Origin of the sequence: Prevotella sp. kh1p2 (assembly GCF_900111525.1) — a bacterium.
Classification (GTDB): Bacteria; Bacteroidota; Bacteroidia; order Bacteroidales; family Bacteroidaceae; genus Prevotella.
Genome location: NZ_FOHY01000008.1, coordinates 21,064 through 43,259 on the forward strand (window position 1 = coordinate 21,064; position 22,196 = coordinate 43,259).

12 protein-coding genes are annotated in these 22,196 nt (G+C 56.9%); 9 read left to right on the forward strand and 3 right to left on the reverse strand.

What is annotated here, in order from left to right; translation table 11 throughout:
- The first annotated feature begins 12 nt into the window (after positions 1-12).
- The 4 genes from BMW31_RS06030 to BMW31_RS06045 all read left to right on the forward strand — a co-directional run bounded on the left by BMW31_RS06030 (position 13) and on the right by BMW31_RS06045 (position 8,571).
- A complete protein-coding gene (locus BMW31_RS06030; protein WP_091822581.1) occupies positions 13-2,403 on the forward strand; it encodes an FtsX-like permease family protein in 2,391 nt (796 codons plus the stop codon).
- Between the two features lie 203 nt (positions 2,404-2,606).
- Complete coding sequence (locus tag BMW31_RS06035) at positions 2,607-5,036, forward strand: ABC transporter permease (protein WP_091822584.1); 2,430 nt, start codon at positions 2,607-2,609, stop codon at positions 5,034-5,036.
- Between the two features lie 204 nt (positions 5,037-5,240).
- The gene (locus BMW31_RS06040) at positions 5,241-7,709 is read left to right on the forward strand and encodes an FtsX-like permease family protein (RefSeq protein WP_255404846.1); all 2,469 of its coding nucleotides are present in this window, start codon (positions 5,241-5,243) and stop codon (positions 7,707-7,709) included.
- 199 nt (positions 7,710-7,908) lie between these two features.
- The gene (locus BMW31_RS06045; RefSeq protein WP_091822586.1) at positions 7,909-8,571 is read left to right on the forward strand and encodes an ABC transporter ATP-binding protein; all 663 of its coding nucleotides are present in this window, start codon (positions 7,909-7,911) and stop codon (positions 8,569-8,571) included.
- 216 nt (positions 8,572-8,787) lie between these two features.
- On the opposite strand, the gene BMW31_RS06050 is transcribed toward BMW31_RS06045, so the two are convergent.
- Positions 8,788-10,977 carry a glutamine synthetase III family protein gene (locus BMW31_RS06050; RefSeq protein ID WP_091822848.1) on the reverse strand — a complete coding sequence of 730 codons (2,190 nt, stop codon included), beginning with the start codon at positions 10,975-10,977 and terminating at the stop codon, positions 8,788-8,790.
- Positions 10,978-11,651: 674 nt separating this feature from the next.
- Between BMW31_RS06050 and BMW31_RS06055 the strand changes: the two genes are divergently transcribed.
- The 4 genes from BMW31_RS06055 to aspA all read left to right on the forward strand — a co-directional run bounded on the left by BMW31_RS06055 (position 11,652) and on the right by aspA (position 16,831).
- Entirely contained in the window at positions 11,652-12,998 is a 1,347-nt protein-coding gene (locus BMW31_RS06055) for an anaerobic C4-dicarboxylate transporter family protein (RefSeq protein ID WP_091822589.1), read from the forward strand.
- Between the two features lie 65 nt (positions 12,999-13,063).
- Entirely contained in the window at positions 13,064-14,101 is a 1,038-nt protein-coding gene (gene ansB, locus BMW31_RS06060; protein WP_410524428.1) for an L-asparaginase 2, read from the forward strand.
- A gap of 38 nt (positions 14,102-14,139) precedes the next feature.
- Positions 14,140-15,339, forward strand: coding sequence for a porin (locus BMW31_RS06065; RefSeq protein WP_091822595.1), 1,200 nt, complete (start codon positions 14,140-14,142; stop codon positions 15,337-15,339).
- 70 nt (positions 15,340-15,409) lie between these two features.
- Positions 15,410-16,831 carry an aspartate ammonia-lyase gene (gene aspA, locus BMW31_RS06070; protein ID WP_091822598.1) on the forward strand — a complete coding sequence of 474 codons (1,422 nt, stop codon included), beginning with the start codon at positions 15,410-15,412 and terminating at the stop codon, positions 16,829-16,831.
- Positions 16,832-16,953: 122 nt separating this feature from the next.
- Here the strand turns inward: aspA and BMW31_RS06075 are convergent, their stop codons facing one another.
- Positions 16,954-17,919 (reverse strand): transporter, encoded by a 966-nt coding sequence (locus BMW31_RS06075; RefSeq protein ID WP_091822602.1) that lies wholly within the window; start codon positions 17,917-17,919, stop codon positions 16,954-16,956.
- Between the two features lie 416 nt (positions 17,920-18,335).
- Here BMW31_RS06075 and BMW31_RS06085 point away from each other — a divergent pair, with 416 nt between their 5' ends.
- Entirely contained in the window at positions 18,336-20,657 is a 2,322-nt protein-coding gene (locus BMW31_RS06085; protein ID WP_091822608.1) for a glycoside hydrolase family 3 N-terminal domain-containing protein, read from the forward strand.
- Positions 20,658-20,794: 137 nt separating this feature from the next.
- On the opposite strand, the gene rseP is transcribed toward BMW31_RS06085, so the two are convergent.
- The gene (rseP, locus tag BMW31_RS06090; RefSeq protein ID WP_091822611.1) at positions 20,795-22,186 is read right to left on the reverse strand and encodes an RIP metalloprotease RseP; all 1,392 of its coding nucleotides are present in this window, start codon (positions 22,184-22,186) and stop codon (positions 20,795-20,797) included.
- Between the last annotated feature and the right edge of the window lie 10 nt (positions 22,187-22,196).

Genomic DNA, 22,196 nt, shown 5'->3' on the forward strand with positions numbered 1-22,196 from the left:
GATAAATACAATATGCAAACTGTAAACAACCCAGGCCGCCGCAGTGCCGGTCTGTTCTCCCTGCGGGGAACGTGGAAGGGCTATTTCGTGTTCCTTTCGCGCAACAAGGCCTACACGGCCATCAACGTGTTCGGGCTCAGTCTCTCGCTCATGTTCGTCATCCTGATAGGTGTGTACACGTATCAGGAGTTCTCGGTCAATAAACAATACCCCAAGGCCGGCCGCATCTACGTGTACGGACTCACGCAGAACGGCGAGCCGGCACTGGGAGGCAACTGGCACCTACGTGAGCATTTTGCCAGCCGATACCCCGAGATTGAGAGCTCGTGTGCCCTTGCTTCGGGCAAGAGACCGCTGCTCATGGCCGACGGTCAGTACGTTCAGTACATCACAACCTTTACGGACAGCACCTTCTTCGATATGTTCGACATTCCCTTTGTATGCGGCGACCGCCGCCGGGCGCTTGCCACGAAGCAGCAGGCCGTGGTGAGCGACGAGTTTGCCCGCAAGGTCTACGGCTCGCCCCAGCAGGCTATGGGCAAGCTGGTGTCGTTCGACGAGCATACCCGTTACCGCATTACGGGCGTGGCGAAGCGGGTAGAAAACTCCAGTCTCGACCCTACCGACGTCTACCTACGGTTCGAGAACGTGGAACTGTTCAACCCTTCGCTCACCTCCAAGGGCATGAACAACGCCACGGGTGCGCACGTGCTGTTCCTCGCCAAGCCCGGTACCAGCCTCATGAGCAAGGTCCGCGACATGGACGCCTACCAGAAGGAGTTCTTCTGGATATTCCAACACGAGGACGTGAAGATAAACACCTTCTTCGTTCCCTTCAACAAACTGTACTTCTCGGGCATCCCTCTTGGAACCGATACGCTGCGTGACGGCGACCTCAAACTGGTGCGTACGCTCGCTGCGGCGGGGCTTGTTATCCTGCTGTTCTCCATCTTCAACTACATTAACCTTACCACCGCGCAGTCCAACAGGCGTGCCCGCGAGATGGCAACACGCCGTTTGGTGGGCTCGCAGCGTAGCGGCATCGTGGCAAGACTGATTGTAGAGAGCCTCATCCTCTGCCTGTTCTCCATGCTGGTGGCCGTGTTGCTGGCCCTTGTGGTGGCTCCCTACGCGGCCAAACTGCTCGATACGGAGCTGCACATGGAGCTCTTGCTGCGGCCTGCAAGCATGCTGCTCATCGTGTGCTTCATCTTGGTGGTGGGCCTGCTCTCGGGCGTCGTGCCCGCTACGCTTATCTCCCGTGCCCGCCCCATCGACGTAGTACGGGGCACGTTCACCAAGGTCAGCCGCCAAAAGTTCAGCAAGCTGTTCATCACCATACAGAATGCAATCACCATCGTGCTTATCTCCGTGGCCTTCATCATGTCCGCTCAGATACGCCACATGGTAACAGCACCGCGCGGCTTCAACACAGCAGGACTGCTGGAGGTAAGCGGCAGCGCGAACGACAGCGTGATGATGCAGCACTGGTACAGCGAGTTGGAGCGGCTGCCGCAGGTAACCGCCGTTGCTCCTTGCTGCGGTACGCCCTACGACGGGGGCAATAACAACACCTTCAACGTGAGGGGCAAGACCATCTCACGCCAGGACCTCGTAGGCGACGAACGGTACATGAAGCTCTTCGGACTGAAGACCACCGGCCCTGCCGATGTAACCCTGCCCGGCAAGTTGTACGCCAACCGCCAGTTGCTGGCCGAAGAAGGGCTGCCCATAAACAGCAAGTTTGTTTACGACTACGAAGGAAAACGCCTGCCGATAGACGGCGTTTTGGCCGATTTCCATATCCGCGGGCTCGACAGCGAGCAACATCCGCTCCTGCTGTGGGTCAAGAACCGCAAGGATTTTAGGCCCTGGTCTACCGTTATCGGCATACAGGGAGACCTCGTGGAGGGCTACGAAGCGGTGCGAAAAGTGTACAAGCAGGTGTTCAACACCACGCTCGACGAGGAGCATCCCTACATCGACCAGCAGATAGAAGCAGAGTATGAGGCCGAAACGCGCATAGCTACCATCGTGCGGCTCTTTGCTTTCATCGCCATTGTTATTTCGCTCTTGGGGCTCGTGGCCATGTCAACGTACTTCATCCAGCAGCGCCGCAGGGAGATTGCCCTGCGCAAGGTGTTCGGCTCCACGGGCCGGCAGATACGCTCAAGGCTCATCCGCTCGTTCCTTGTTTACGTGGGCGTGGCCTTTGTGGTGGCCGTTCCGGTGGTGTGGTACTTCATGAGCCAGTGGATAAGTCAATACTCCTACCGCATTACGTGGTGGCCTTTCGTGCCCCTGGCAGGCGCCATCGTGCTGCTCATCAGCTTCTGCGCGGTGGCCGTACAGAGTTATATGGCGGCCAACGAGAACCCGGTGAAGAATATCAAGCAGGAGTAAGAACCTCTCCCCCCGCCCTCCCCGAAGGGGAGGGAGCTTTGCTGCTGGTAATCAAGGGGTTAGGAGTGGGAGGCTTGATGATGCCATTCAAGGGGCTTGATGATGCCGTTCAAGAGGCTTGAAGGTATCGTTCAAGAGGCTTAAAGGATAGCTTCAAGAATACGGACGGACAAAAGACGTGAAACAACTAATATATTTTGACTATGCAAACAACAAACAATAACGGGCGCAAAGCTGCCGATTGGCTTTCCCTGCGGGGAGCGGGGAGGAGCTACTTCGTGTTCCTCTCGCGCAACAAAGGCTACACCGCCATCAACGTCTTCGGTCTTTCGGTCTCGCTGATGTTCGTCATCCTCATCGGTGTTTACAGTTGGCAGGAGTTCAGCATCGACCGCCAGCACCGTAAAGCCGACCGTATTTACATGATAGGTACCACCTTCACCGACGAGGGAGTTACCGTCAAGGGCTCTCACCACGCCCTGCTGCGCCACTTCAGGCAGAGTTATCCGGAGGTGGAACAGACCTGCGGCTTCGTTGTAGGCGAGATGCGGCTGAGCTACAGCGGCCTGTTTCACAACGCAACGGTCCTGAGAACGGACTCTACTTTTTTCTCCATGTTCGATTTCCCACTCCTGCAAGGCGACCGGAACACGTGTCTGAAAGAGAAGAACAACGCCGTGGTGACGCAAAGTATGGCCCGCCGCATGTTCGGAACGGATGATGTGCTGGGCCGCGAGATAGTGTGGAACGACTCTGTTCGGTTCCATGTAACGGGCGTGGTGCCCGATTTCGACAACACGATAGTTAACTCCGACGTCGAAATGATTATCGACTTCTCGTGGGGGAAGTCCTTTAACTCGGCCGATATGGATGAGTTTTTCCCCCGTGCCGTGAACTTTACGGGCTCCAGTATCTTCGTTCAGGTGCGCCCGGGCACGCGGATGATGGGGCGCGAGAAGGAGTTCACCAAGTTTGTTAACAGCTTCTGGCCCACCTTCAACGGCGATGCGTTCCACTGCCAGGTGTGTCTCATACCACTCAACAAGCTCTATTTTACCCGTGGCGAGAGTGGTAACGACAACCTGCGGCAGGGCAACAGCAAGCTCGTTAACATCCTCTTCGGCGTCGGGTTGGTAATTCTTGTCTTCGCCATCATGAACTACATGAACCTTACTGTGGCGCAGTCGGGCTACCGTTCGCGCGAGATGGCCACGCGGAGGCTGTTCGGTTCGTCGCGTGGTGGCGTGATGCAGAAGCTCATCCTGGAAAGTACCATGCTCTGCCTGCTCTCACTCTGCATGGGCGTTGGCTTGGCCCTGGCCTTTGCCCCGGCAGCAGGAAGACTGCTCGACGTGCCCATGCAGATGCACGTTCTGGCCCGTCCGGCCGTCATTGCATTGATGTTGGGCTTTGCCTTGGCAGTAGGAGTGCTCTCGGGGGTCATTCCCGCCTACGTTATGTCTAAGGCCCGGCCCATTGAAGTGGTACGTGGAACCTTCCGCCGGCGTACCAAGATGGTGCTCAGCAAGGTCTTTATCACGCTGCAGAACGCCGTTACCATCGTCATGCTGGCCTGCTCGCTCATCATGACTGCACAGATGCTGCACCTCGTCAGGGCACCTCTGGGCTTCCGGACCGATAACCTCATCTGCCTCTATCAGGGCCAGGTGTTCGGCAGCAAGGACTTTCCCGTCTTCCTGGATCGCCTCCGCCAGTTGCCCGGAGTTAAGCGCGTGGTGCCTTCTAAGGGTGCACCACAGGACGGAGGAAACAACAACACCGTGGTTGAGAAGGACGTTAAGACCTCGTACCAGATGTTTATCGGCGAGCCGGAGTTCCTGAACATCTACGGCCTTACGCTCAAGACAAACCACCATGTGGCCCATCGGCCGGTGGTGTACCTCAACGAAGCGGCCCTCGGACCGCTCAAGATGAAGGCTACGGACAGCCACATGAGCGCCGAATACCAGAAGATTGGCTTCTACGGGTTCCCCAAGGAAGCCGCTTTCGGCGGTGTGCTGAACGACTTCCACATTCATAACATCACCGATGAAAGTAACGGCCCGATGCTGGTTTGCATCCAGGACAAGGTCGAAGAGCCGTGGTCAGTGACCATACAGGTTGAGGGTGACCCCGTTGATGCTTACCGTTCCATCAGCAAGATATATAAAGAGGTGTTCCATGAGGAGCTTGACCAGCGTCATCCGTTCGTGAGCGAGATTACGCAAGAGGACTTTGAGGACGAGATACGCACATCACGCATCGTGTCGCTCTTTGCTTTCATCGCCATTGTTATTTCGCTTCTGGGGCTCGTGGCCATGTCAACGTACTTCATCCAGCAGCGCCGCAGGGAGATAGCCCTGCGCAAGGTGTTCGGCTCCACGGGGCGGCAGATACGCGCAAGGCTCATCCGCTCGTTCCTCGTTTACGTGGGCGTGGCCTTCGTGGTGGCCGTTCCGGTGGTGTGGTACTTCATGAGCCAGTGGATTAGTCAGTACTCTTACCGCATTACCTGGTGGCCTTTCGTGCCTCTGGCGGGCGCCATCGTGCTGCTCATCAGCTTCTGCGCGGTGGCCGTACAGAGTTATATGGCGGCCAACGAGAACCCGGTGAAGAATATCAAGCAGGAATAAGAACCTCTCCCCCCCGCCCTCCCCGAAGGGGAGGGAGCTTTACTACTGGTAATCAAGGGGTTAGGAGTGGGGGGCTTGGTGATGCCGTTCAAGGGGCTTGAAGGTATCGTTCAAGGGGCTTGAAGGTATCGTTCAACGGGCTTGAAGGACACATCCGGGAAAACGACTTGATAGAGAATGAATTTTAACTGATATATAACAACTATGCAAACAACAAACAACAACGGGCGCAAAGGCGCCAACGACGACAACCAACAACTGCCTGTCAGAGGTCCATCGCCGGGAGGCAGCGGGGGCGGAATGCTCCTCTCGCCCTTCAGCAACCTGCTGCGGCGGGGCCAGCACAACGTGGCCAAAATCCTGTGTCTGGGCGTGGGACTGGCCATCTCGGCAGTTCTCATCGGCGAGGTGTACTTTGAGCGCACGTTTGATACGTGGTTCCCGGGAGCCGACCGCACGTACCGTATCAACGAGGCGTTTATTCAGAACGGCGAATTTCATGAGTATCCGCAAACCAGCGGGGCCATAGCGCCGGGGCTGAAGAAGCTGAGTCCGCAGATTGAAGCGGCCACCCGGTACACCGGTTTCATCTATGATGGCTGGTTCCGTGTAAACGGCAAGGAGCTGAAAGTGGCCGAAATGGAAGCTGCCGACAGCTGTTTCTTCGACGTGTTCCCACAACGCCAGCTGGCCGGAAACCTCAAGCAGGCGCTCAGCAGGGCCTTCTACGTAGCCGTGAGCGAAAGCATGGCCAAGCGCATAGGCGGCAACGTGGTGGGCATGAAGCTCAAAGGCAGAGACTCGTATGCCGCCGACTTCACCATCGGAGGCGTGTACCAGGACTTCCCCTACGGCAGTTCGCTGCGCGGAACCGACGTAATCTGCTCCATGAACACGCTGCGAACGGTGCTTAAGGATGATGACTGGTCGACCTTCTGGATAGGCACCGACCGCTTCCATTCGTACATCCGCCTGCGCAAGGGCACCACGGCAGCCAGCCTGCAGCCCAACGTGAAGAAGATGATGGCGCAGGTGGCGGATTACAAGATGGCCGATAAGGCGGGCGTGAAGATGAACTACACCTTCACTCAACTCAACAAGGCGTACACTTCCTCGGACCAAATAAAGACCATGACCATCATCCTCTCGGTGCTTGCCGTGGTGCTCCTGCTGTCCTCGGTCATGAACTATTTGCTCATTATTGTGGGCAATCTGCCCGTCCGCTCACGTGAGATGGCTGTGCGAAAGTGCTACGGCGCCGATGCCGGAACTATCCGTCGTATCGTCTTCGGCGAAGCTTTTGCCCACGTGCTGCTGTCCATCGTGCTGGCCGGTTTGCTGCTCTTTGCCAGCAAGGGGCTGGTGGGTCAGCTCACGTCGGCCCCGCTCAGCGCGCTTCTCTTTAGCCGCGTGGGCTGGATATTGGCCCTCGTGTGCCTCCTCATCCTGCTGGTGGGCGGCCTGTTACCGGCCTGGCTGTACAACCGGGTGCCCGTGGCAGCGGCCTTCCGCGGCCTGCGCGAGAACCGTCACCGGTGGAAGCTGGCCCTGCTCTCGGTTGAGTTTGCCTCCGTGAGCTTTCTGCTCTGCCTGCTGCTTACGGTACACAGGCAGTATGACCTCATGGTGAACGACGACCCCGGCTATGCTTACGCCAACCTGCTCAAGGTGGGCGTGAACGGTGCTAAACCCGAAGAGCTGGACAAAATGATGCAGGAGCTGCGCCGAATGCCAGAAGTTGACAAGGTATCTTCATGCAACACCATCCCTCTTTGGGGTGCCAGCGGCAACAATGTGGGGCTGCCGGGCGACGACAAGGAACTCTTCAACGTGGCCGACCTGTACGGCGTAACCGACGGTTACTTCGACTTAATGGAGATACCCATCGTTCAGGGCACCGTATTTACTGCCCGCCGGGACAGCGTGCAGGAAGTAATGGTGAGCCAGAAGTTCGTGGAGAAGATGAAAACCACAGCCCACTGGGATGGCAATGTCATAGGCCGCAAGGTGTGGATAACGGGACACAGCGAATACGGAAAGGGTCAGGTAACCATCGTGGGCGTATATAAAGACATCCGCATAGGCGACCTGAACAATACAGACGACCGCCCGTCGGTCATCTTCTACAGCAAACTGCCGTGCATGAACCAGCTGGTCAAGCTGCACGAACTTACGCCCGAGAACAAGAATAAGGTGCAGGCAGCCATGCAGCGGCTCTTCCCCGACCGCGAAGTAATAGTGCAGGCGTGGCCCGAAATGATGCACCGCGTGTACACGAACGTGGGCAACTTCCGCAAAGCTATGATGATAGCAGGTGCTGCAACGCTTGTAATTGCCCTCATGGGACTGGTGGGCTACACCACCGACGAGGTGAACCGCCGCCGCAAGGAGATAGCCCTGCGCAAGGTGAACGGGGCCCACACGCGCGACATCCTGCGCCTCTTCATGGCCAACATATCGTGGGTGGCCGTGCCGTCGCTCATCGTTGGCGCCGTGGGAGCTTACGTCGTGGGCGCCCGCATGCTGCAGCTGTTCTCCGAGCGCGTATCGCTCGGCCCGCTGCCCTTTGTGCTCTGCCTGGCCTGCCTGCTTGCTATCGTGCTGGCGGTGGTGGTTGCCAACTGCTACAGAGTGGCCAACAGCAACCCCGTGGAGTATCTGAAAGAGGAGTAAGAACCCCTCCCCGACCCTCCCCGAAGGGGAGGGAGGGGGAGCAAAAAGATTGATATAAAATAATCAAAAATGACCTCCAACGCCCCCTCTCCTTTGGGGAGGGGCGGGGAGAGGTCCCAAGTTTAACCGTTAGAAAGCCTGCCCATCCCCCTGAAACGGCAGGTACTCCCCTCCTGAAGAGGGGTTGGGGGAGGTTTCAATGATTAAAGTAGAGAACCTCAGCAAGTCGTTCCGCACGGAAGAAGTGGAGACTATTGCGCTGAACAACGTGAGTTTTGAAGTGAAGGACAAGGAGTTCGTGGCCGTCATGGGCCCGTCCGGATGTGGCAAGTCGACCCTGCTCAACATCCTCGGACTGCTCGACAACCCCACCTCGGGCCGCTACTGGCTCGACGAGAAGCAGGTAGATGCCCTGCGGGAGAAGGACCGCACCGACGTAAGAAAGGGCCAGATAGGCTTCGTCTTTCAGAGTTTTAACCTCATAGACGAGCTGAACGTGGAGGAAAACATCGAGCTCCCGCTCACTTACCTGGGCATTCCGAAGGCCGAAAGGCGCGAACGCGTGCGCCAGATCATGCAGCGCATGGCCATTACTCACCGTGCCAAGCACTTCCCCCACCAGCTTTCGGGCGGCCAGCAGCAGCGCGTGGCCATTGCCAGAGCCGTGGTGTTCGGCCCCAAACTCATCCTGGCCGACGAGCCGACGGGTAACCTCGACTCCAAGAACGGTGCCGAGGTGATGCGCCTGCTCACCGAGTTGAACCAGGACGGAACCACCATTGTGATGGTAACTCACAACGAGCACGACGCCTCCATCGCCCATCGCACCATCCATCTCTTCGACGGCGAGATAGTTGACTGACCCCTCCGGCCGTGCCGGAGGCCACGTTCAGGAACTTTTGACAGGTGTCGCACGATTGTTCGACACCTGTCACACGACCGTTTGACACCTGTCAAAAGTTCCCTGAAGCGGCTTTCTGCACCGCCGTGCGATACTGTAAAGCAATCAAAAAAACGGCAGGAAGTGCTCTTGTAGCGCCTTCCTGCCGTTGTTGTTTCTTTGGTCCGACCCTGCTGCTTACCTGATGAAGAGCAGCTCGCGGTACTTGGGCAGCGTCCAGAGTTCATCGCTCACGATGAGTTCCAGCTTGTCTATCTGGTACCGTATGTCGTCCATCTTGGGCGCAACCGTGTCGTGGTAGGCCACTGCCTTGGTGCGGGCATCGTCTATCTTGTTGGCTACGCGGCGGGCGTTAACCAGCTCTTCGACGCCCGTCTCAATGATTTGCGTGCGTTCTGCTATCTCCCGGATAATCTTCTTGTTGCGGGCAGTGAGGTTGGAAGCCTCGCTCGGGGTGAAGATATCGTACATGTTCTGCACGTTCTTGGCCAGTTGGCTCTGGTAGTGGGTAGCAACGGGGATGACGTGGTTCATGGTCAGGTCGCCCATTACGCGTGCCTCAATCTGTATCTTCTTTGTATAAGTGTCCCATTTCACCTCGTTCCGCGCCTCCAGTTCGTTGCGGTTCATCACGTTCATGTCCTCAAACATCTTGATGCTTGCCGGCTTCAGGTAGTTGTCAAAGATGATGGGGCAGCTCGTTTCGCAGTCCAGTCCGCGCTTGCGGGCCTCCTCTTTCCACTCATCTGAATAGCCGTTGCCGTCGAAGTGAATGGGTCGGGTGGTGCGGATGTCGTCACGCAGCACGTCGAGAATGGCGCTCAGCTTGTCTTCTCCGCCCTTGATGAGCGCGTCTACGCGCTTCTTGAAGTCGGTGAGTGCCTCGGCAACGGCGGTGTTGAGCACAATCATGGCCGATGCACAGTTGGCCTCGGAGCCCACGGCGCGGAACTCGAAGCGGTTGCCTGTAAAGGCGAAGGGGCTCGTACGGTTGCGGTCGGTGTTGTCGATGAGCAGTTCGGGAATTTCGGGGATGTCGAGTTTCATGCCTTTCTTGCCCTTGACGGAGAACAGGTCCTCCTTGTCGGCCTTCTCGATGTGCTCCAGCAGGTCGCTCACCTGCTTGCCCAGGAACGATGAGATGATGGCCGGCGGCGCCTCGTTGGCCCCCAGTCGGTGGGCATTGGTTGCGCTCATGATGCTTGCCTTGAGCAGTCCGTTGTGGCGCCAGACGCCCATCAGCGTCTCCACAATGAAGACCACGAAGCGCAGGTTGTCCTCCGGCGTCTTGCCGGTGCCGTGCAGCAGCACGCCCGTATCGGTAGAGAGGCTCCAGTTGTTGTGCTTGCCGGAGCCGTTGATGCCGTCGAACGGCTTTTCGTGCAGCAGCACGCGGAAGCCGTGCTTGTGTGCAATCTTCTTCATGAGGCTCATGAGCAGCATGTTGTGGTCTACCGCCAGATTGCATTCCTCGAAGATGGGAGCCAGCTCGAACTGGTTAGGAGCCACCTCGTTGTGGCGGGTCTTGCAGGGTATTCCAAGCTCCAGGGCCTGTATCTCGAGGTCTTTCATGTAGGCCTGCACGCGCTCCGGGATGGTGCCGAAGTAGTGGTCGTCCATCTGCTGGTTCTTGGCAGAGTCGTGGCCCATGAGCGTTCGGCCCGTGAGCATGAGGTCCGGGCGGGCGAAGAAGAGGCTGTCGTCTACCAGGAAGTATTCCTGCTCCCAGCCCAAGTTGGCCGTCACCTTCCTTACATCGGGGTAGAAGTAGCGGCAAACGCCCGTGGCAGCCACGCTCACGGCATGCAGCGAGCGCAGCAGCGGTGCCTTGTAGTCGAGCGACTCGCCCGTATAAGAGATGAAGATGGTGGGAATGCAGAGCGTATCATCAATGATGAAGACGGGCGAAGTGGGGTCCCAGGCCGAGTAGCCGCGGGCCTCGAAGGTGTTGCGGATGCCCCCGTTGGGGAAGCTACTGGCATCAGGCTCCTGCTGTACGAGCAGCTTTCCGGAGAACTCTTCTATCATGCCGCCCTTGCCGTCGTGTTCAACGAAGGCGTCGTGCTTCTCGGCCGTGCCCTCGGTAAGTGGCTGGAACCAGTGCGTGTAGTGGGTAACGCCGTTCTCCTGTGCCCACTGCTTCATGCCTGCTGCTACGGCATCGGCGATGGAACGGTCAAGCCGGGCGCCGTTGTCGATAACGTCCGTGAGTTTCTCATAGACCTCTACGGGCAGGTACTTGTACATCTTGGCACGGTTGAAAACATACTTCGCGAAGTATTCCGACGGCCTCTCGCGCGGTGTCTCCACCTCTACGGGGCGCTTGTGGAATGCCTCGGCCACGACCTCAAATCTTAAATTAGCCATTGTCTTATACATTATATCCTATTGGTTGCACAGCACCGTGGGTGCTGCTGTGGGTTTGCTACGCTTGTGCAAAGGTAATGAAAAGATGAGAAACACGTGAGGCGGCGCCCGATTTTTTATGCTTCGGCATCTATATTAACGGTATGCGCGCGTGCGGGAACATGAAGTGGCGGGGCTTCATCAGCCCCGGGAGAGCGGGCGCCGCTGTTGGGGGAGATTGAAGGAGCTATGCTTCAAGGCTCCTGAAGGGCATGTTCAAGGCGCTTGAAGGTATGGTTCAAGAGGCTTGAACGGCACCTCCGGCGCAGCCGCTGCAGAACTGCCGCAGGCAGGGCGATTGGCGGCAGCGGTGGCAGCGGTGTGCAGCAGTGTGGTGCAAGGCGTGGGGCTGTTGGGCGGTTTCAGGCCTCCGGCGAGCCGTTCAATAATATACGGCTTTTCCTATTCTGATAAATTATTGTTCCGAAAATGGGCTTGTCGTGTTCAATTAGTAACGACAAGCGGTGTGTTTTGCCGTCAACAAGCCACTTGTGGTTACTTTTTGTATATTTATAAATGGTATAATAATCGTTAAGAAATTCGTCTTTTTTCTTGTTCTTTTACTTTGTGTATGCAAATATTGGTTATATTTGCGAACTGCAAACAAGATAACTAACGAATTAAAACAATCTTAAATGGCAACCACCTTGATATTGTTACAGCTCGTCATTGTATTGGCTTTCATCTTCATCGGAGCCAGGGTAGGCGGCATCGGCATGGGTATCTACGGCATGGTAGGTACGTTCTTCCTCGTTTTCGTGTTCGGTCTGCCTCCCGGCAAGGCGCCTATCGACGTGATGCTGATTATAGCCAGCGTTATCGTTGCAGCCGCCGCGCTGCAGGCAACGGGCGGACTGGACTACCTGGTGGGCGTTACGGGGCGGTTTCTGCGTAACCACCCCGACCACATTACCTACTATGGGCCGCTGGCATGCTGGCTCTTCTGCATCCTGGCCGGCACCGCCCACACCAGCTACTCGCTGCTGCCCATCATCTCGGAGATAGCGCAGAAGAACAAGATAAGGCCCGAGCGGCCGCTCAGCGTGAGCGTGATAGCGGCCTCGCTCGGAATTACGGGAAGCCCGGTGAGCGCTGCCACGGCGGCCATTATCAGCACCGACATACTCGGAGCCAAGGGCATTGGGCTGGCAGACGTCATCCTGGTGTGCGTGCCTGCATCGCTTATCTCCATCCTGGTGGCAGCTTTCGTGCAGAACCACGTGGGCAAGGAGCTGGCAGACGACCCCGTTTACAAGGCCAAGGTGGCCTCGGGCGAAATCAATCCGGAGGAAGATGCCAAGCTCGTTGATAATGTAGAGGAGAACGCCAACCCACGTGCAAAGTACGCGGTGCTGGCCTTCCTGCTGGGTGTAGCCATGGTTGTGGTGTACGGCTTCTTCCCCGAACTGCGCCCGCACTTCATGGTCGACGGCGTGAGGACAACGGTGGCAACGTCGGAGATGATAGAAATCGTGATGATGTCCGTAGCCGCACTCATCCTGATAGTGGGCCGGGGCAGCGTGAAGGAGGCCGTGAAGGGCAACATCTTTGCCGCCGGCATGAATGCCATGATAAGCATCTTCGGCATTGCCTGGATGGGAGACACGTTCTTCAAGGGCAACCAGGAGTTCTTTGTCAACAGCCTGGGCAGCCTCGTGCAGTCGGCTCCGTTCCTCTTCGCCGTGGTGCTCTTCGTGATGAGTATCATGCTTTTTTCGCAAGCGGCCACCGTTCGCACCATCTACCCGCTGGGCATCATGCTCGGCATCAACCCGCTCTTCCTGCTTGCCATGTTCCCTGCATGCAACGGATACTTCTTCCTTCCCACCTATCCTACGGAGGTTGCAGCCATCAACTTCGACAAGACAGGCACCACGCACATAGGCAAGTACGTGGTGAACCACAGCTTCCAGCTCTCCGGCTTCATCACTACCTTCGTCTCTATCGGCCTGGCTTTCCTGGCCACTCAACTGTTTTATTAAGACATATCGTACCTTAGACAACAATGTTTAACCCCTTAAAACTTAAAATAATGAGACATTTACGAATGACATGGGTCATGTTCTTTGCACTGTTCATGGCCGTTTCGGTTTCCGCGAAACCAAAGATTAGAATCCTGGCCACGGGCGGCACCATTGCCGGAGTTGCCCAGAGCGCCACTTCCTCGGCCTATGCAGCCGGGCAGGTGGGCATCCAGACGCTGATAAATGCCGTGCCCGAAATCAAGAATCTGGCCGATGTGAGCGGCGAGCAGATATGCAACATCGGGTCGCAGGACATGAACGACGAGGTTTGGCTCAAGCTGGCCAAGCGCATCAACCAGCTGCTCAACGACGAAGGTTACGACGGTGTGCTCATTACACACGGAACTGACACGATGGAGGAGACGGCTTATTTCCTCTCTCTTACGGTGCACAGCGACAAGCCGGTGATACTGGTGGGCTCCATGCGCCCCTCTACCGCCATCTCTGCCGATGGTCCCGGCAACCTCTACAACGGCGTGGCAGCACTCGTGACACCCGAATCGAAGGGCAAGGGAGTGATGGTTTGCATGAACGACCAGCTCTTTGACGCCAAGTCGGTATTCAAGAGTCACACCACCGACTGCGCCACTTTCAAGGGCGGCATCTACGGCCAGATAGGCAATGTGTACAACGGCAAGGCCTATTACCTGCAGACTCCGGGCTACCGCCACGGTGCAGCATCGGAGTTCAGTGTCGACAACATCGACCGTCTTCCGCAGGTTGGCATCGTCTATGGCTATGCCAACGCCTCGGCGCTGCCCATGCAGGCCTTCGTTGATGCAAAGTTCGACGGCATCGTACTGGCCGGAGTGGGCGACGGAAACTTCTACAAGGACGTGTTCGACGTGGCAGTCAAGGCCCAGAACAGCGGCATCCAGATTGTGCGTGCCAGCCGAGTTCCCACCGGACCGACCAACCAGAACGCCGAGGTTGACGACAACAAGTACCACTTCGTGGCTTCCATGAACCTCAATCCGCAGAAAGCACGCGTGCTGCTCATGCTCGCCCTGACCAAGACTCACGACTGGCAGCAAATCCAGAAGTATTACGAGCAGTATTAAGGAGACTGCATGCAGATGACAACTAAAACCGAAAAACAATGAAACACATACTATTGACGGCTGCCATGCTTGGCCTGGCGCTGGGCGTTAACGCCCAGGGAAACAACACGGGGCTTGGCGGCAACGATGGCGACTACCAGTCGCTGGCCGAACGGGTGCTCAAGTTGGAGAAGAAGACCGATGCCTTCAACGTTTATTTCAACTACGCCGCAAGCGGCCAGGCCATTGATGACGGCAGCCACTGGGGCACGTCCTTCAAGAACAAACAGGCCCGCATAGAAATCAAAGGCAACCTGACGGACAAGCTGTCGTACCGCTTCCGTCACCGTCTGAACAAGAACAACACGGCTCAAAGCGAAGATAACTTCGCCAAGGCAACCGACATCCTCATGGTTGGATACCAGTTCAACGACAAGCTGGGCGTACAGGCAGGCAAGATGTGCCAGAACTGGGGCGGCTTTGAATTTGATGAGAACCCGATGTACATCTACCAGTATTCGGACATGGTGGACAACATGGACAACTTCATGGCAGGTGTGAACATCTCCTTCAAGCCAGTTCCCACGCAGGAGATAAACCTCAACGTGACCGATGCCTACAACAACAAGTTCGCCAACGAGTACGGAGACCACCCCGTGGCACTGGCCAATGCCGCTGCCGTACAGCAGCTGGAAGGCAGCCACAATCCGCTCACGTACATCTTGCTGTGGAACGGCAGCTTCTTCGGCAACAAGCTGCAGACCCGCTGGTCGTGGGGCATCCAGACCCAGGCACGCCACAAGTACAGCCGCATGTTGGTGCTCGGACAGAAGCTCAACTTGCCTACAGTGCAGTGGTATTTAGACTACATGGGCGCTTTCGACGGCCTCGACAGGCTCCGTATCGCCTCTTCGGAGGGCGCCGACTTCCTCGCCGCCAACAATGCCGGCTACTTCAGCGATGTTCACTACAACTCTTTCATCACCAAACTCAACTGGCAGTTCGCCCCTCAGTGGAACCTCATGCTCAAGGGAATGTACGAAACGGCCAGCGTGACCAAGATAGAGCAGTTCAAGAACTACCGCAAGTCGTTCGGCTACATAGGCAGTGTGGAGTACTATCCGGTGAAGTCGCAGGACTTCAGAGTATTCCTGGCATACGTTGGCCGCAAGTATAACTACAGCGAAAAGAGCGGCCTCGAGGACTACAATACCAACCGTATAGAGCTTGGCTTCATGTATCGCATCAAGGTGTTCTAACCAACCAATAGTCAACAGGCTCCCCTCCGGGGGAGCATTTTCATCATTAACATAAAGCAAAAGAAAGAAAATGGCAAACGAAGAAAAGAAATTCAGAACCGAGTCTGACCTGCTGGGCGAACTCCAAGTGCCCGCAGCAGCCTACTACGGCGTGCAGACCCAGCGCGGTATCAACAACTATCAGATATCCAATACGAAGATGAAAGACTATCCGGACTTCATCATCTCCTTCGGTTATGTGAAGAAGGCAGCCGCCATGGCCAATGCAGAAGCAGGCGCGCTCGACCCCAAGATAGCCGACGCTATCTGCAAGGCAGCCGACGATGTGATAGCAGGAAAGCTGAATAACGAGTTCCCCATCGACATGATGCAGGGCGGCGCAGGCACTTCGGTGAACATGAATGCCAACGAGGTGATAGCTAACCGCGCCCTGGAAATCATGGGCTACGAGAAGGGTGACTACCAGCACTGCTATCCCAACGACCATGTAAACTGCGGACAGTCTACCAACGACGCTTATCCTACGGCCATACGCTACGCCATCATCCGCATGAACAAGACCCTGATAAAGAGCCTGGAGCAGCTGATTGAGGCTTTCCGCAAGAAGGGAGTGGAGTTTAAGGACGACGTGAAGATGGGTCGCACGCAGTTGCAGGATGCCGTTCCCATGACGTCGGGGCAGGAGTTCAACGCCTTTGCCAATAACCTGGAGGAGGAGATTGCCAACATCGGCCGCAACGAGAGGCTGCTCCACGAAATCAACATGGGCGGAACGGCCATCGGAACGGGGCTGAACGCCGCGCCGGGATATGCCGACCTGTGCACACGCTACTTGTCGGAACTCACCGGCGACGAGTTCGAAAAGGCTTCTGACATGATAGAGGCAACCCCCGATACGGGTGCCTACGTAAGCTACAGTGCCGCCCTGAAGCGCCTGGCCGTTAAGCTCTCCAAGATTTGCAACGACCTCCGGCTCATGGCATCGGGCCCCCGTTGCGGCCTGCACGAAATCAACCTGCCGGCTATGGCGCCCGGTTCGTCCATCATGCCGGGCAAGGTGAACCCCGTCATACCAGAGGTTACGAACCAGGTTTGCTTCAAAGTAATAGGCAACGACAATACCGTCTGCTTTGCCGCCGAGGCCGGACAGCTGCAGCTCAACGTGATGGAACCCGTCATTACCGAGTGCCTCTTCGAGAGCATTACATGGCTCTCGCGGGCTATGGACACGCTTCGGGAGAAGTGCGTTGACGGCATCACCACCAACACCGGCCACAACCTGGCCATGGTGAAGAACTCCATCGGCATCGTGACGGCGCTCAATCCCTACATCGGATACAAGAACAGCACCAAGATAGCCAAAGAAGCATTGGAGACGGGCAAGAGCCTCGAGGACGTTGCTCTGGAGAAAGGGCTCCTTACCAAGGAACAGCTTGACGAGATACTCGACCCCAAGGCCATGCTGCAGGTACACAAGAAGTTCGACAAGTAAACCGCACTATCGCTATAAATGGAAGTTCCCGGCCGGCTGCATGCTGGTCGGGAACTTTTTTGTCTGTACCCTTCGGCGCAGAATGTAGGATGTGCCTGCGCGGTAACAGTCCGTTCGCAGCTTCAGGAGGCGTGCTCCATCCCGCGCTTGCGGTAGTGCCATATCTCCACCGAATTGATGATGTTCTGCCACAGAATGTAGCATCCCGGCCCCACGGAGCTGAGCGGGTTGAGGTACGTGTAGGCTATCCAGATGGCGAAAGCCGTGTTCTTCTGCCCCAGAGCCTGCCCTGCCTCGGTGGTGGCATCAAAGTAGTGACCGATGAAGCGGCCCGTAGCAAACTGCACGATGCAGAGCAGCAGCCCCAGCAGAGCGATGAGGGCGAGGAACCAGGCCGATGTTTCGGCGTGCACGATGTTCTTTACCGTGGTGCCCGTTACTATCATGAGCGAGCAGCCCCAGAGGTAGTACGACAGGTCCTTGACGCCCGTCACCCACCGGTGGAACCTGTGGAAGCCGTGCTTCACGATGTAGGCCAGCAGCATGGGCAGCAGCAGTACCACGCACACCTCATAGAGTATCTGCAGAAAAGCGGCCCCGAAGGAGATGTCGGCCGCCTTGTCTATCATCGGGAAACACACCGGAATGAGCAGCGCCGTGATGAAGTTGGACAGGAAGGTGTAGGTGGTCATCTGCTCCAGATTGCCCCCCAGCTTCGATGTCACCACGGGAGCGGCGGCCGCGCAGGGGCCGATGATGCAGGTCAGTATGGCCTCCATGAGCACCAGGTGCTGCCCCCGCATGCCGAAACCCAGTACCAGCGCCACGATGGCAAACACGAACACCACCTGCTGCACGCCCACCCACAGGTGCCACCTTACGGGTATGAGCTTGCGGAAATCGACCTTGCAGAAGGTAACGAAGAGTATGAGAAACATGAAAAGCGGCAGGATAGCATCAAAGAAAGGTGCCATGGCCGTGGCTGCCGGGCCCAGTGCGGGCGTAAAAGCGAAAAGAAGATAAAGGCCGGCACCCGTGCCCATGGAGACGGGAAGGGTCCAGTCCTTGATAAATCTAATGATATCCATTCATCCGAACTTTATAATACCACAGGCAAAGGTACTGCAAATATCCGACACGGGCAAGCAATCAGCCGCCCGGCTTCTCAAAAACAGTGCCGGCAAAGGCTTCCAGACCCGTTTCGGGAAGTGCCTGACGAGGGTGGCGGAAGTCCTTGCCCCGGTAATGAAAAGGTGAAGCGAGGAACTTTTGACAAGTGTCGCACATATCTGCGACAGGTGTCACACAATCGTGCGACAAGTGTCGAAAGTTCCCGAAGCATAGCTTCGGCACTTTTTCAGGTGGCTGCATGATACCCTGCCGGTGCCCTTTCCGCCCGTTTGAGAGCCGGCTGACGGCGGCGGAAGCATTTGGTCGGAAATGTTGTATAACCGGAAAAATCTTTTTATCTTTGCAGTCAGAGTTACCTAATACACAGAAACCAATGAAAAAGAAAACCATCCTAACGGCGGCTCTGTCGGCATGCGTCGGCATGGCAGCGGCGCAGCAGCCCGTCATCAGCCGCGACTCCAAGATTGAAGAGCAGATAGAGAAGCAGCTGGCCAAGATGACCCTCGAGGAGAAGATTGGGCAGATGACGGAGCTGACGATTGACGTCATCCTCGACCCCAACGTCAAGCAGGGCTTCAAGGTCAGCCAGGCCATGCTCGATACCGTCATCGGCAAGTACAAGGTAGGCTCCATTCTCAACGTGCCCCACGGTGCAGCCGTTACGCGGCAGGAGTGGCAGGAGCTCATCACCGTTATCCAGAAAAAGAGCATGAAGGAGATTGGCATCCCCTGCGTGTACGGCGTCGACCAGATTCACGGCACCACTTACACCCAGGGGGGCACGCTTTTCCCGCAGGGCAACAACATGGGCGCCGCCTTCAACCGGACGCTTACGCGCGAGGGGAGCCGCATATCGGCCTACGAAACCAAGGCCGGCAGCATTCCCTGGGTTTATGCCCCGGTGGTTGACTTGGGCCGAGAGCCGCGCTGGCCGCGTATGTGGGAGAACTTCGGAGAGGACGCCTACCTGAATGCCGAGATGGGTAGAGAGTCGGTGCTGGGCTTCCAGGGCGACGACCCTAACCACATAGGCAAGTACCATGTGGCTGCCTGCATGAAGCACTTCATGGGCTACGGCGTGCCCGTATCGGGCAAAGACCGCACTCCCTCGCAAATACCGGAGACCGAGATGCGGGAGAAACACTTCGCTCCTTTTCTCGAGGCGCTGCGCAACGGGGCGCTTACCATCATGGTGAACTCGCAGAGCAATAACGGCATGCCGCTGCACGCCAACTACGAATACTTAACCCGGTGGGTGAAAAACGACCTGGGCTGGGACGGCATGATTGTGACCGACTGGGCCGACATCGTGAACCTGTGGAACCGTGACCACATAGCCCGCGACAAGAAAGACGCCATCCGCATAGCCATCAACGCCGGTATCGACATGTCGATGGATCCCTACAGCTGGGACTTCTGCGTCCTGCTGAAGCAGCTGGTGGATGAGGGAGCGGTGAAGATGGAACGCATAGACGACGCCGTGCGCCGCGTGCTGCGCCTCAAGTACAGGCTCGGACTGTTCAAGACTCCTTATTATAATTGGAAAGACTACCCGCTCTTCGGCTCCCGTGAGTTCGCACTCAAGGCGCTGGATGCAGCCGAGCAGTCCCTGGTTCTGCTCAAGAACCAGGACGGCCTGCTGCCCCTGCGGCAGGGAACGAAGATACTCGTAACCGGCCCCAACGGCAATTCCATCCGCACACTCAACGGAGGCTGGACCATGACGTGGTCGGGGCAGGGGCAGGAACGGTTCCTCCAGGGCAAGCACACCATCTTTGAGGCCATGCAGCAGAAGTTCGGCAAGGACAACGTGAACTACGTGGCAGGCGTGACTTACAATCACCAGGGCCTTTACTACGAGGAGAATGCGCCCCGTATAGACGAGGCCGTGGCGGCTGCTGCACATGCTGACGTCATCGTGGCCTGCGTAGGAGAGAACACGTATGCCGAGACTCCGGGCAATCTCGACGACCTGGCGCTCTCCGAAAACCAGCGTCGGCTGGTCAAGGAGCTTGCCAAGACGGGCAAGCCCATTGTGCTGGTGCTCAACGAAGGGCGTCCGCGCATCGTGAGCGACATTGTTCCGCTGGCGCAGGCTGTGGTAGACATTATCCTGCCAGGCAGCGAGGGAGGCGACGCACTGGCCAATCTGCTGGCCGGCGACCGCAACTTCAGCGGCCGGCTGCCGTTCACTTATCCCAAGTCGCAGGCATCACTCATCAAGTACGACTATAAACCCAGCGAGCAGGTAACGACCATGACGGGAGCCTACAACTACAGTGCCGATGCCTCGGCGCAGTGGCCTTTCGGCTTCGGGCTCAGCTATACCACCTTCAGATACGCCAATCTGCGGGTAGACAAAGCGCAGTTTACGGCCTCTGACGAGCTTACCTTCAGTGTCGACGTGACCAATACGGGCAACCGAGAGGGCATGGAGAGCGTGCTGCTGTTCAGCTCCGACCTTGTTGCTTCGCTCACTCCGGATAACCGCAGGCTGCGGGCGTTCGAGAAAATAGACCTCAAACCGGGCGAAACCAAGACCGTTACGCTCCGGTTGCGCGGCTCCGACCTCGCCTTCGTAGGCGCCGACGGGCACTGGATTCTGGAGGAGGGCGACTTCCGCATGCAGGCCGGTGACCAGGTAACAACCGTTACCTGCACGCAGACCAAGCGCTGGGAAGAGGCAAATAAATAAGACCTCCCCCGGCCCCTCCGAAGGAGGGGAGGGGGCAAGCCACATATAACGACTGAAGCCGGACGGTACCTTGGGGGTTACTCGTCCGGCTTCAGTCGTTATATATAAATAAGGTGGAGGTGGCGCTTACGGCTTTTTTACATGTAGCCGAGCCAGCGCAGGATGTCGTTCAGATTGGCTACAACCATCAGCAGCAGCAGGATGCCGATGCCAACGTACTCTGCCCGTATCATGAAAGTTTCGCTCGGCTTGCGCCGGGTAATCATCTCATAGAGCAGGAAGAGTACATGTCCGCCGTCTAAAGCAGGTATGGGGAGGATGTTCATGAAAGCAAGAATGATGCTGAGGAAGGCCGTCATCATCCAGAACATGTGCCAGTCCCACGTTGGGGGGAACAGACTTCCGATGGCGCCGAAGCCTCCCAGGCTCTTTGCTCCGTCGGCCGAGAACACGTAACGCATGTCGCTCACGTAGCCGCCCAGTACGTTTACGCCGTATTTAACGCCTGCCGGGAAGCTCTCGAGGAAGCCGTAACTGATGTGAGTCTGCTTGTACGAGGCCAGTACATTAACGGGTCGGTAGCCTATCTTGATGCTGTCGGTAAGCGTAACCATGGCCGAATCGGCCTTTGCTGCACCGGCATGCTGGAATACGATGGGCATGGTGAGGATGTCGATACTGTCCTGCCGGGTCATGCCTTTGTTGAGATCTTGGCTCTTGAGCTTCAGTATGTCGGTGAAATCGCTGTGCGATGTGATGGCTTTACCGTTGAAGGAGAGGATGCGGTCGCCCTTCCTGATGCCAATCTTGTCGGCCGGCGAGCCGGGTACAACATCCTCTACCGTGGCCGGAATGTAGGGACGCACAAACTGGGGGGTGCTTTTCAGCATGTCCAGCAGGTTGATGTCGCCGGGCAGGCTGATGCGTACTTTCCTGCCGCCACGCATCACGTCGCACCACAGAGCTTCGGAGATATCGCGGTAGAGGTCGGCATCAAACTCCTTGAAAGGTCCCTTGTCGGTGCCCAGAAGGATGTCATGGTCCTGGAAACCGAGTTTCTTGGCCTCGGTGTTGAAGACCATTCCCTGCGTCATGTCAGACACCTTGGTGTAAGTTTCGCCCCAATAAAAGAGCACCATGCTGTAGATGAAGAGCGCCAGAAGAAAGTTTACGAGCACGCCACCCGTCATGATGAGCAGGCGTTGCCAGGCCGGCTTGGAGCGGAACTCCCACGGTTCTGCGGGTTTCTTCATCTGTTCGGTGTCGAAACTCTCGTCTATCATGCCGGCAATTTTGCAGTAGCCACCCAGTGGCAGCCATCCCATGCCGTACTCGGTATCGCTGTTTTTGGGTTTGAAATGGAAAAGGCTGCCTTTCCATTTGCCGATACCCACATCGAAGAAAATAAAGAATTTCTCAACTCTTACACCGAAGAGCTTGGAGAAAAACATGTGTCCTCCCTCGTGCAGGAGAACCAGTAAGGAGATTGCCAGAATGAACTGGAGCAGTCTGATGAGAAATATTTCCATTATTGTTGAC